The organism is Mucilaginibacter lappiensis (assembly GCF_050433765.1).
GTDB lineage: Bacteria > Bacteroidota > Bacteroidia > Sphingobacteriales > Sphingobacteriaceae > Mucilaginibacter > Mucilaginibacter lappiensis_A.
In genome coordinates this window covers 959,739-972,951 of the sequence record NZ_JBNPWP010000001.1, presented here as the reverse complement: position 1 = coordinate 972,951, position 13,213 = coordinate 959,739, and the positions used below count along the sequence as shown (strand labels likewise).

Here is a 13,213-nt window from a genome sequence, read left to right as displayed (position 1 = left end):
GTTTTAAAGTTAATTGCTCTTTTGATTTGTAGTGGCTGTTGCCGGGCGTGGTCTTCTTAATACGGAAGGAACCACAGGTAAGCTTTCGTTGCCGCCATCACTAACAGATTGCACAGCAAAAAAATAATTATCCTTAGAGTAAGGTAACTTTATCTCGTTAGCTGTTGTAAAAAACTTTTTTTGCCATACCGGGCTTGTTGTTTCCCTCATCATAACATAATAGCCTTTTACCCTTCCAGTAGCAGGGGCCTTCCAGTTTATACTGGTTGAGTTGCCCTGACCTTCCATAACCAAAGAAACGGTTTGAGGCATGGATGGTGCTTTTGCCAAATTAGCTAGATTAGATAAGTTCAGGGCTGTATTTTTACGTAAGTACTCAAAATCCATATACTCCGGTAAATCTCCATAGCTTATTCCATTTTCTGTACGCACATTTTGGTGCTGGTGATAAAAGTTCTCATTCATTTCGGTTAAACGTACGGCGGCGTATCCATTTTGCTGATAAGGCCCGTGATCGCCCCCGCGCCCAAATCGATCAGGCCGGTAAACCATAGATACCTCCAGGTTATCAACATAACGCTCACCTGTTTCTTTAACGTAACGTGCTAACTGCCGGGAAGCTCCATCATTTTCTAACCCCATAAAGCGTATGGCTGCCGCTTTTTTATCATCAAGTTCAAAAGTTGGTAAACCTTCGCTAAATACCCTGATCTTTGTATTCTCAATGATGTTGGTTTCGTTGCTGTTATTGCTGCCTATGATATCATTATTTAAAACAGCCTCAATATCCCAGTTGTTCTTTTTTGCATTTGCAGCCATAAAGCCAGAACCAAGCAAGCCTTGTTCTTCGCCGCAAACGGTAACAAATATAATTGTGGCCGGGAATGTTTGCTTACTCATGATCCTCGCGCATTCTAAAACAGCTGCTGACCCGCTACCATCGTCATTAGCGCCAGGTGCATCGCCTTCCCTGTCCATCACGTTGGTGCGCATATTATCCATGTGACCGCTTATTACAAATATGCGATGATCATTCGGATCTGTACCTTTCAGGGTAGCCACTACATTGGTTAATACAACCGGCACATCAATTCTTTTACCATCGGGGTGATAGTTATTGGTATCCAGCTTGGCAGTTAACCTGCCGCCTGATGATTTTGCGAAAGCGTTAAATCTGCTCAGGATCCAATTACGGGCTGCACCAATCCCTCTTTTTGGGTTAGTAGTAGCGCTTAATGTATTGCGTGTGCCAAAGCTTACCAGTTTAATAATATTAGCGTGTAATGAATCGGCAGATACCTCACTTACCATTTTCTCAATTTGCGCGTCTTTTTGAATAATGACCGGTGATTGCGCAAAAGCGTAAGTACAACTGCTTAATGTTATTAAAAGCAATATTAATTTTCTCATGATGTATTTTATAGGCTAAATATAATTATTAAAAAAAGATAGCCACTGCTTAAGCAATAAGCTATCTAAAATGTTACCTGACTGAGGAATGGCAAATGCTAATAAAATGAAAATAACCGGAAATAAATACCATTAAGGAAGATAGTTATTTTGTTTTTTTTGCATTAATGTTACCTCTCTTTTAATAATTATGCTAAATTACCACATACGATCTTTTGCAAAAAAAAGGAGTTTAAGGTGGCCTGTAATTGAACTGATATTTAGGTATTAGCTACAAAAAGAGATATTGACAACGGAGCCATGTTAAATAGTGTACTTTTTAGTAAATTTGATTTAATTATAAACAGAAGTTAAAAGCTTTTTTGCAATAAACCAGTTATAAATACGGTGTTTTTTCATCACAGAAAGAATATCCTAATACCTAAAACTTGAATATGTTGGTATATATATACTAATGATTGAGTGGGTGAATTTGATTAGTTGATCCTGTTTGGTTAGGGTGACCAGATAGTGATTTATTATTTTACTGCTCCTTACTGCCAAATTAATTATGAATCGGAAGCTGTATTTTTTATCAATTGTGTGCGCAGGCTGTGTTTTGTGCATGTTCTATGCTTGTACCCGTTCCGGATCAAGCCAAAGCACGGAAGAACAGATACCGGATATAATAAGTTATAATTTTAATATCAGACCAATTCTTTCTGATAAATGCTATAAATGTCATGGCCCCGATGCCAGTAAAAGAGAGGCTGGTTTGAGGCTTGATATGCCCGAAAGCGCCTATAATGTCTTAAAAAATAACCCACAGGCTCATGCGCTGGTTCCCGGCAAGCCTGATCAGTCGGAGGTTTACCGGCGCATTTCAACCCAGGACACTGCCGAGATGATGCCGCCACCTGCCTCAAATCTGAAAAGATTATCGTCATATGAGGTTGAGCTGATAAAAAAATGGATAAAACAAGGAGCTAAATATGAAAAACACTGGGCATTTATTCCTCCAAAATCAATGCCTGTCCCCACAGTGGAAAATACCGCATGGCCCAAAAATCAGATAGATAATTTTATACTGCAAAAGTTGGAGCAAAAAGGAATCGAGCCAAACCTTGAGGCCGATAAGGAGCGCCTGCTTAAGCGCGTATCGCTTGACCTCACCGGCTTGCCACCCAGCCTGCAAATGATGGATACGTTTTTGGCTGATAAAAGCCCCGGTGCTTATCAAAAAGCGGTTGACCAACTTATGCAAAGCCCACAGTATGGCGAAAAAATGGCCCTGCACTGGATGGATGTTGCCCGCTATGCCGATTCGCACGGTTTCCAGGATGATAATTACCGCAGCCAGTGGCCCTGGCGCGATTGGGTAATACATGCCTTTAATGAAAATTTACCTTACGATAAATTTATAACCTGGCAATTGGCCGGCGATCTGATGCCAAATTTTACCAAAGAACAGTTGCTGGCAACAGGCTTTAACCGTAACCATAAAATAACCGAAGAAGGTGGCGTAATTGATGAGGAATACCGGGTAAGTTACGTAACCGATCGTACCAATACCTTCGGCAAGGCATTACTGGGTGTTACGCTGGAGTGCGCCCATTGCCATGATCATAAGTACGACCCTTTTTCGCAAAAAGAATATTACCAGATGTATTCCTTTTTTAACAACGTAAAGGAGGTAGGTATCGAATCGACCGTTGGGGGCCCTGAAACCTATGCTAAGAAGCCAATGATGCAGATCAGCAATGAGGATGTAAAAAAGGTGTTAAATTTTATAAATAAGCAGGACACCGCAAAGCTCATCGTATCCATAATGGGCGATAGTGATAAAGTACGCCCAACATACATCCTGAAGCGCGGTAACTATGATGCGCATGGTGATGAGGTTGAACCCGGAACTCCCAAATCCATTTTGCCTTTTACCAGCAACTATCCTAAAAATAGACTTGGCCTTGCCGGGTGGCTGTTTAATAAAAACAACCCGCTTACTGCCCGGGTATTTGTGAACCAAACCTGGCAGGAGTTTTTTGGTAAAGGCATCGTAAAAAGTTCGGGCGATTTTGGCATGCAAGGCGATCTGCCGTCACATCCTGAACTGCTGGATTGGCTTGCAGTTGATTTCAGGGAACATGGATGGGATATAAAACGGCTGGTGAAACAGATTGTAATGTCGGCCACCTACCGTCAATCGGCAATCCTCACACCCGAAAAAGCAAAAACAGATCCTGAAAATACATACCTGTCGCGCGGGCCACGTTATCGCTTGCCCGCAGAGTTTGTACGCGATCTGGTACTGGCCAGCAGCGGTCTGTTAACCCGTACTATTGGCGGCCCAAGTGTTAATCCGTATCAGCCACCAGGTCTTTGGGAAAACGCCACATCGGGCCGTGGTTTATTGGCCAATTATAAACAGGTGCATGGCCCCAACCTTTACCGAAGGGGCATGTATACCCTTATTAAACGTACTGTACCGCCTGCTTCATTGGGTATTTTTGATGCCAGCAACCGCGACCAGTGCGAAGTGAAGCGTTTACGTACCAATACACCACTACAAGCACTTGTGATGCTGAACGATCCAACCGTGTTGGAAGCTTCCCGTGTATTGGCCGCCCGGTTATTACAGGATAACAGCGTGGCTAAAGATAAGATCATTAAGGCTTTCAGGCTCATTATGTGCCGCCATCCACAAGAAAATGAGCTGACTATATTAACTGCTTATTATAACGACGGTCTCAAAACAATAAAAAAAGCTGATGCGGAAAAGTTGCTGAGTGTTGGTGAATACCCGCTGCCTGCTAACCCGGATAAAATAACACTGGCCGCTATGATGAAGGTGGTTGATACCATTTATAATTTAGAAGAAGCAATAACCAAAACTTAAGAGCTATGGAAAAAGATTTTTTAGAAAGCCGGTTAAATATTAACAGGCGCAGGTTCCTTTCCCGGCTTAGTTTAGGTATAGGTAGTGTTGCCCTGGGCTCTTTGCTTATTCCAGATCTTTTTAGTGGCAATGGTGGCGAAAGTGAGGCTGATTTTATTCCGGGCATACCTAATTTTGCGCCTAAAGCAAAAAGGGTGATCTACCTATTTCAGGATGGTGCGCCATCGCAATTGGAATCGTTTGATTATAAACCCAAGCTGCGTGATATGATGGGACAGGAACTGCCTGCATCTGTTCGGGGCAACCAGATCCTTACCGGGATGACAGCCAAACAGGCTTCCTTTCCGCTGGTTGGTTCTTATTATGATTTTAAACAATACGGTGAATCCGGTGCTTATGTGAGTGACCTGTTCCCGCACATAGGTAAAATTGCCGATGATATCTGCATCATCAGGTCAATGAACACAGATGCCATTAACCATGATCCGGCGCTTACTTTTTTTCAAACCGGAGCACAGCAGGGTAACCGTCCAAGCATGGGCTCATGGGTAAGTTATGGTCTGGGCAGCGAGAATAAAAATCTGCCTGCATTTACCGTATTATTATCAAAAGGGAAAGGCAACGGACAGGGGGTATACTCCAAATTATGGAGCAATGGTTTTTTAGATTCCATTCACCAGGGGGTACAATTTAGTAGTGGCGAAAACCCAATACTTTATTTGAACGACCCAGATGGGTTGAACAGGCATGAGCGCAGAAAAATGCTGGATAACCTGGCCGCACTCAATGATATTAATTATAAAGAATTTGGCGACCCTGAAATAAATGCCAAAGTACAGCAATACGAAATGGCATATCGCATGCAAACCGCAGTTCCCGAAATTATGGATATATCTAAAGAATCAGACGATATTGTAAAGATGTATGGCCCTGATTGCCTTATTCCCGGTACGTATGCTGCAAATTGTCTGCTGGCACGTAAACTATCAGAAAACGGGGTTCGCTTTGTACAGCTCTACCACCAGGGATGGGATCAGCATACTAACCTGCCACAGGAAATGGCCGGGCAGGCCAAAGATGTAGACCAGGCTTCAGCAGCGTTGGTTACTGATCTTAAACAACGTGGCCTGCTTGATGAAACATTGGTGATATGGGGCGGTGAGTTTGGACGTACTAATTACAGTCAGGGTAAACTTGAAAAAGCCAACTATGGCCGTGATCATCATCCGCGTTGTTTCAGTATATGGATGGCCGGTGGCGGCATTAAGCCGGGCATCGTGTATGGCGAATCGGATGAGTTTGGTTATAATATTGTAAAAGATCCGGTACATGTACATGATTTTCATGCTACCATACTTAACCAGCTGGGTATCGACCATGAAAAACTAACCTTTAAAAGTTTAGGCAGAAGATACAGGTTAACTGACGTGGCGGGTAAGGTAGTGAAGGGGATAATAACGTAAACGATATGATACCCGCTTTCGGCTGAAAGCGAAGAGAGGGAGAAGTGTACAAAATTACAGAAGTTTAAACTAAAGCATTGCTGCTTATATACAGGTTATTTTAATGAAGACCAGCCACAAAGGTTTTGCAGAAGGATTATTATTTACATTAAATATTTTCATTGTAGTTTTATTGGTAGCCGGTAATAGCCTGGTTGTACCTCAATGGCTACAGCCTGTTGGCCGCCTGCACCCGCTTATATTGCATTTTCCTATAGTGATACTGATGCTGGGCATGGTGATGGAGTTTTTTCGTTTCAGGCCCGAATTCTCGGGTGAAAAACTGTATCAGCGCTTCACCACTTATCTGCTGGTTCTGGGGGCGCTCTTGTCGTCCCTTACCGTTATCATGGGTTTGTTCCTGTCAAAAGAGCCTGGTTACGAGGGTAGTACTTTACAATGGCACAAATGGTTTGGAGTGAGCGTGGCTTTTGTAGCCTATATTATTTATTTATGGCGAAACTCATCGCGCTATACAGCAACCATGGCCAAAACCAGCGCTTTTGTTACCTTGTTTTGCCTGATATTTGCCGGGCATTTTGGTGCCGATCTTACTCATGGTGAAGATTTTTTGCTGGCTCCCATTTTTCAAAAAGAGAAAAATACAGTATCGGTTGATAAGGCACTGGTATACCAGGATGTTATTGCACCCATTTTTGAGGCCAAATGCCTCAGTTGTCATAATCCTGATAAAATGAAAGGCGGCCTAATGCTTACCAATGCAGCTGCTATACTTAAAGGTGGCAAAACAGGCAAATTGTTTGTTAAAGGGCAGCCTGCCATCAGCCTGTTACTGCAGCGCATACACTTACCCGAGGAAGAGAAAAAGCACATGCCACCAACCGGCAAACCCCAATTAACAGACCAGGAGAAAATGCTGCTCTATCTGTGGATTAAAAGCAATCCTGATTTCAAGAAAAAAGTAATTGAACTGCCCGAAACAGATTCTTTAAGAGTATTGGCATCAACCCGTTTAAAACCGGCTGAAAGTACCGAAGAAATATATGATTTTTCGGCTGCCGATGATAAGGACATTAAAAAGCTTAACAATAACTACAGGGTGATATATGCATTGGCAAATGAATCGCCGGCATTGGCAGTAAATATTTATAACAAGAGCACTTATTCTGTAAAAATGCTGGATGAGTTAAATCCCATTAAAAAGCAGGTCGTGGCACTCGATCTGAATAAAATGCCGGTAAAAGATGCAGATCTTAAAACCATTGCCCGGTTTGAAAACCTACGTCGGCTTAATCTTAATTTTTCTGACATTAATGGAAGTGGGCTAAAGGATCTGGCATCGCTTAAACATCTCAAAACATTGTCGTTGGCCGGAACCAAACTAAATCCTGATGCTGTAAATCAAATTATGGGTATAAAAAGCATAACGGAATTAGCCATTTGGGATACCGGTTTAAAACAGGCTGAGATACAACAATTGCAGGCGGCAAATAAAAGGATCAGGCTTCTATCAGGTTATAAAGATGACGGCAGACCTTTAAAACTCACCAGCCCGCTGCTTAAAAATACCAGTCAAATATTCCAGCAATCATTCCAATTGCAACTGAGCAACCCCATAAAAGGCGTGGATATACGTTATACTACCGATGGTAGTGTACCGGATAGTACAAGATCAGTTTCCTATAAACCAGGCACCGTGTTTACAACAAGTACAACATTGCGTGCACGGGCCTTTAAAGCCGGATGGCTGGGTAGTGATACCGTACAATTTAATTTCTACAAAAATACTTATACACCTGATAGTATTAGTTTTTTGGCCCCCGCCGATAGCAAGTATTATGCTGATGGTGCTAAAACAGTAATTGATAAAGAGCTTGGCGGTACCAATTATGGTAATATGAAATGGCTGGGCTCTCAAAAGGATATGACCATGCTGCTGCTGTTTAAAAAACCAATCAATCTGCATTCGCTTACGCTAAACACAATACGTAATATAGACGGCCAGATATTTTTACCGGTCGAAATTGAAGTTTGGGGAGGTACAGATGAGCAACACTTAAAATTATTGAGCACACTAAGCACAGCACCCCCGCATAAAAAAGATCCGGTTGCTGTCATCAGCCTGGAGTGCAGGCTTAAAACGACCGCCTCCATATCCTGCATAAAATTAATGGCAAGGCCACTTAAAAAAGTGCCAGCCTGGCACCCGGCAAAAGGTAAACCCGGATGGGTTTTTACAGACGAGCTGTTTTTAAATTAGAAAATTGAACCTGGTAAATTGAAAGGGTTCTGTTTTAATTTTTATGCAAAATCGCCAAAGATTGTAAACAGATGTATTTTTATGTTATAAATCTTATTCTAAGTAAAGCTGCATCGAAAGGGCGGCTTTTACTTTTTTATGATCACCATATTAGCCGCTCACCAGGCTTAAATTTATAAATCAAACCAAAGCACCTTCTGCAACACGCAATAGAAATATCTGATATTGCTTGCTTAAAATCACCCATAAAATAGTTCAGCAATTTAATTGGAACTGGTAATCAAATTATTAGCAGTAATGGCATGATAATTTTTAATCAGGAAAAATTTGTTTGTATCTAAAATGTTTCTACCTTTATTATAAGAATAGACCAGAATAGAATAACTAAATTAAAAAAACCAATTATGAAAAGAAAAGTACCACCTAAAAACTTAGGCCTGTTAATGCTATGCGGCATTTTGCTGTTTTGTTCCCAGCAGGCTTTCTCCCAAAAACTTAAAAAGATTTCCGGCCATGTAAGGGACGAGCGTGGTTTAATTTTACCGGGTGTGAGTATTCTTCTTCAGGGAAGTTCAGAGGGAACCACAACCGATTCGAACGGATCTTATACCATCAATGTTCCGGATAATAATGCCATTCTTGTATTCACTTTTATCGGCTACGAAAAAAAAACGATAAAGGTTAGTAGTGATTGGACCGGAGACGTAGCGTTGGTTCCGGATAAGAGATCCGGTGAACTGAACGAAGTTGTTGTTATTGGTTACGGAACAAGAAAAAAAGCTAACCTAACGGGTGCGGTAAGTACTATTAAAGGTACCGAACTTGAAAAATCACCGGTTGCCAACGTCTCTAACACGTTGGCAGGAGCGGTTTCGGGTATTATTGCCAATACACCCAGCGGTGAACCCGGAGCTGATGATGCCAAAATCCTGATCAGGGGTAAAGGGACCCTTGGTGGCAATACAGGTCCACTTGTTGTTGTGGATGGTATACCAGACCGCGGTTTTAATCGCCTTGATCCGGCAGATATTGAATCTTTTACAGTACTTAAGGATGCAACCGGTGCTATTTATGGTGCAAGGGCCGCCAATGGTGTTATCTTGATCACAACCAAGAGGGGAACCACTGGTAAAACCTCGTTATCATTCACCTCCAATTTTTCTATCACCCAACCTACCCGGGTTCCAAAAATGCTCAGCTCATGGGAGTACGCGCAATCTACCAATGAGTATAACCAGTTGGTAGGGCAACAGCCTGAATATACCGCTGATGACATTCAGAAATATAAAGACGGCTCCGACCCGCTGGGCCATCCAAACACCAATTGGTGGGATGCGGTGATGAGGCCATGGGCAACGCAAACAAACAACGTATTAACTTTGAGGGGAGGATCTGAAAAAATAAAATATTATCTTTCAGGTCAGCACCTGTATCAGAATAGTTTATACCGTGGCGGAACCGACCGTTATAAGAATGACAACGCGCGGGCCAATATTGATATAGCTGCCACAAACAACTTTAAAATAGGTGTGGATGTAGCTTACCGGGCCGAAAATAAAAAAGGCGTATCACCAGGGTACGATGCCGGGGCTATCTTCAGTCAGCTTTGGAGCGCGTACCCTTATCTGGTACCGGTATATCCTAACGGAAAAGTTGGCGTTGGTATAGGTGGCGGCCCTGCTACCAGTATGGTATACATACTGAACGGAGGCTTAGGTTTTACCAATAATGATTACCAGTTTTTACAAACCAAAACATCGTTTAGCTGGGCCTTGCCAAAAATAACCCCGGGCCTGCACCTTGATGGTTATTTTGCCTATGATGTAAACTCTATTGATTATAAAGGATTTACCGCTATGCCACCTCCGGCCTATAGCTATAACAAAAACACCCAGAATTATGATGAATACACCTCAACCGTTCCTCCAAATCTCACTTTGCAGGATAGCTCAATGACAAGCCGGTTGATCAATCTTAAATTAGGATATGAACATAAATTCAATAAAAGTACAATAGAGGCATTTGTAGCCTATGAACAACAGCAGCAAACTTATAAGGAGCTTGATGCCTACAGAACTGGTTTTTTAAGTAATACCGTTACCGAGTTATTTGCCGGCAGTACCGCCGGTTCTACCAATAACTCATCAACCAGGCAGTTTGCCCGTCAGAATTTTATCAGCAGGTTGTCCTATAATTATGATGACAGGTATTTGCTTGATTACAATATGCGTTATGATGGTTCACCAAATTTCCCTGCCGGAAAGCGTTTTGGCTTTTTCCCTTCATTGTCTGCCGCCTGGAGAATTTCGCAGGAGAGCTTTTTTCATTCTTCATTTATTGATGATTTGAAATTGAGAGCATCATGGGGTAAAACTGGTAATGATGCGGTGAGCGCGTTCCAGTACATACAAACATATGGCCTGCAGGCTGGTCAGCTTTCACAGTATTTAGGAGGAGGCTATTACTACGGCCCAAATGCAACACAGTCGCCGGGTTTTATACTGGGGCCAACACCTAATACCAACATTACGTGGGAAGTAGCTACTACCACCAACATTGGTTTAGATGCCCAGCTATTCCATGCCTTATCGGTAAGTATTGATGTTTTTCAATCCAAACGTAAGGATATCCTGATACCACCAAGTGCCGCTGTGCCGGATTATACAGGCCTTACCTTACCCGATGAAAACCTGGGTAAAGTAAACAATAAAGGTATCGAAATTGATTTGGGTTATGGTAAACGCGTAAGCAACGATTTTTCTTACAATATCAGCGCGAACATGACTTATGCGGTTAACAAGATCATCTACCGGGCAGAACCGGCCAATGTGCCCGATTACCAAAAAAGTACAGGCTTCCCTATAGATTCATGGTTGCTATACCAGGCCGATGGTATATTTCAGAATACCACTGAACTTAATTCGTATCCCCATCCTGTAGGCACAGGCGTTGGCGATATAAGGTATAAAGATGTCAATAACGACGGGCAAATCAACGACCTGGATAAAGTACGCAGCACATTATCCAATACACCTCAATTACTTTACGGTACCACCTTCGGCGCCAAATTCAAGAATTTTGATGTGACCATATTTTTCCAGGGGCAGGCGCGTGCAAAAGCTATCCTGATACCTAACGGTTTAAATATGGCCGAAGAGTTTTTTACCGGTCGCTGGCAAAAAGAGGGGGATAATACATACCCGCGAACCTTTAATGGCCCAACAAGCCGTACCTACGGTTCAAATGCCTACCCGTCGACATTTTGGTTACGCAACGATGCTTTTCTTCGTTTGAAGAATGTGGAGCTGGGGTATAACTTCTCTAAAGAATGGCTGAGCAAGATCAAGGTTCAGGCTGCAAGGATATTTGTAAGTGGTAACAACCTGTTTTCGGTTGATAGTTTCGGACCTTCATTTGATCCGGAAAGTGCTACAGGTACAGTGAATAATGGTCGCTACTATCCGCAGCAAAGAGTACTTAACCTTGGTGTAAATGTTACATTTTAAAATGATCACAGTGATGAAAAAGATATATATAATTTTAAGCGCGAGCCTGGTACTGCTTACTGGCGTTTCCTGTAAAAAGGTGTTGGACCTGCAGCCTACGGGTTCGTTTTCTACAAACAACGTGTGGAGTGATCCTGCGCTTGTTCAGGTATTTGTTAATCAGATATATAAAGAGTCGGTATTCGCCTTTAAAGATGGCGGTTTTGGATGGGGCTCACAAACAGATGAATTGTACAGCAACTTTAACTGGTGCAGCGAAAATACTTATGCCATGGGGCAATCTACCCCCGATAATCAAAAGAGTTCTTTCCCGCTCAATTACAGTTCAACCCTTAACTATTGGACAACCCTATACAGCACCATTCAAAAAACAAACCAGTTTTTTCAAAATGTAGGTATGGCCGATACTGTGGGGCATGGGGCTCAACTTAATAACCTTAAAGGCGAGGTTCATTTTTTAAGGGCGCTATGTTATTTTGAATTGTTAAAGCGTTTTGGCGGGGTACCGTTAATTACCAAAGTTTACAACGCCAACGACAAAACTTTTAACGAAACCAGAGCTACCTGGGATCAGACCAGGGATTTTATTCTGACTGAAATTGCAGCGGCTGTTGCTGCCTTGCCTAAAACGTATACTGATAACAGTAATTTGGGTAAGGCTACACAAGGGGCTGCACTTGCTCTTAAATCGCGGTTGTTATTGTACGCCGCCAGTCCTTATTTTAATACTACCAATGATATGGCCCGCTGGCAGGCCGCTGCTGACGCAGCAAAAGCGGTAATAGACCTGGGGACTTACTCGCTGTACGCAAACGCCCCTACATACAACACCATTTTTACCGATAACTTTAACAGCGAGGTTATTTTCTCGCGCGTGTTCAGCTCAACAGTTCAGGAAGACAGGTATAATACACTTTACCGTGACCTAAGCCCGAACGGGTATAACGGCTATAGCGCCTATAATGTATTGGAACAAATGGTTGAAGATTTTGATATGGCTGATGGTACTCCGTTTATTTGGGGTAGCCCAACCGCAAATCCGTACTTGAACAGAGACCCTCGTTTTTATGCAGATATTCTGTATAACGGGGCACCTTTTCAAAACAGGAACGCACAATTTTATGAAGGCGGTCTTGACTCTAAAACAAGTACATTATCACCATGGAATGCCTCAAAAACGGGCTACACTATCCGCAAGATGATTGACCCGAGTTATAATTTTAATATCCAGCCTTACAGTTCATGCCAGTGGGTAGCCTTCCGTTTAAGTGAAATTTATTTAAACTATGCAGAAGCGGAAGCTGAACTGGGCAATAGTAACCTGGCTTTAACATACGTAAACAAAATAAGGCAAAGAGTAGGCATGCCTGACATTTCAGGGTCAGGTGCGGCTTTGATCAATAGTATACGTCATGAACGGAGGATCGAGCTATGCTTTGAAGGGCACCGCTACTTTGACATCCGCAGATGGGGGATGGCGGACATAGGTTCAAAAGATGCTTTGGGTATAACTATTACCCCAACATCATCTGCAAACACAGCCTTTACTTACAAAGTTATTACTACCCAAAAGCGGGTATGGCTTCCGGCTTTTTATTATTACCCTATTCCCCGTAAGGAGCTTCAGATTAACACTGCTTTGAAACAAAACCCGGGTTATAATTAAACATCTTATAAAAGTTAAGAAGAAAAGGCGGCA

6 protein-coding genes are annotated in these 13,213 nt (G+C 42.4%); 5 read left to right on the top strand and 1 reads right to left on the bottom strand.

Annotated elements, in window-relative coordinates; all coding sequences use genetic code 11:
* Window positions 1-9 precede the first annotated feature (9 nt).
* The gene (locus tag M2273_RS03875) at window positions 10-1,410 is read right to left on the bottom strand and encodes a M28 family metallopeptidase (RefSeq protein WP_429393223.1); all 1,401 of its coding nucleotides are present in this window, start codon (window positions 1,408-1,410) and stop codon (window positions 10-12) included.
* 604 nt (window positions 1,411-2,014) lie between these two features.
* Between M2273_RS03875 and M2273_RS03870 the strand changes: the two genes are divergently transcribed.
* The 5 genes from M2273_RS03870 to M2273_RS03850 all read left to right on the top strand — a co-directional run bounded on the left by M2273_RS03870 (window position 2,015) and on the right by M2273_RS03850 (window position 13,180).
* Window positions 2,015-4,285, top strand: a complete 2,271-nt coding sequence (locus tag M2273_RS03870; RefSeq protein WP_429393220.1) for a PSD1 and planctomycete cytochrome C domain-containing protein — start codon at window positions 2,015-2,017, stop codon at window positions 4,283-4,285.
* A 5-nt stretch (window positions 4,286-4,290) separates the two neighbouring features.
* Window positions 4,291-5,748, top strand: coding sequence for a DUF1501 domain-containing protein (locus M2273_RS03865; RefSeq protein ID WP_429393218.1), 1,458 nt, complete (start codon window positions 4,291-4,293; stop codon window positions 5,746-5,748).
* 103 nt (window positions 5,749-5,851) lie between these two features.
* Window positions 5,852-8,008: a DUF2231 domain-containing protein gene (locus tag M2273_RS03860; RefSeq protein WP_429393215.1), complete on the top strand. Its 2,157-nt coding sequence runs from the start codon at window positions 5,852-5,854 to the stop codon at window positions 8,006-8,008.
* 404 nt (window positions 8,009-8,412) lie between these two features.
* Complete coding sequence (locus M2273_RS03855; RefSeq protein WP_429393212.1) at window positions 8,413-11,514, top strand: SusC/RagA family TonB-linked outer membrane protein; 3,102 nt, start codon at window positions 8,413-8,415, stop codon at window positions 11,512-11,514.
* Between the two features lie 13 nt (window positions 11,515-11,527).
* A complete protein-coding gene (locus M2273_RS03850) occupies window positions 11,528-13,180 on the top strand; it encodes a RagB/SusD family nutrient uptake outer membrane protein (protein WP_429393209.1) in 1,653 nt (550 codons plus the stop codon).
* Window positions 13,181-13,213 lie beyond the last annotated feature (33 nt).

Excerpts from the sequence above, each read along its gene's own strand:
- M2273_RS03875 (WP_429393223.1), bottom strand. The coding sequence starts at position 1,410 with ATGAGAAAATTAATATTGCTTTTAATAACATTAAGCAGTTGTACTTAC.
- M2273_RS03870 (WP_429393220.1), top strand. The coding sequence starts at position 2,015 with ATGTTCTATGCTTGTACCCGTTCCGGATCAAGCCAAAGCACGGAAGAA.
- M2273_RS03865 (WP_429393218.1), top strand. The coding sequence starts at position 4,291 with ATGGAAAAAGATTTTTTAGAAAGCCGGTTAAATATTAACAGGCGCAGG.
- M2273_RS03860 (WP_429393215.1), top strand. The coding sequence starts at position 5,852 with ATGAAGACCAGCCACAAAGGTTTTGCAGAAGGATTATTATTTACATTA.
- M2273_RS03855 (WP_429393212.1), top strand. The coding sequence starts at position 8,413 with ATGAAAAGAAAAGTACCACCTAAAAACTTAGGCCTGTTAATGCTATGC.
- M2273_RS03850 (WP_429393209.1), top strand. The coding sequence starts at position 11,528 with ATGAAAAAGATATATATAATTTTAAGCGCGAGCCTGGTACTGCTTACT.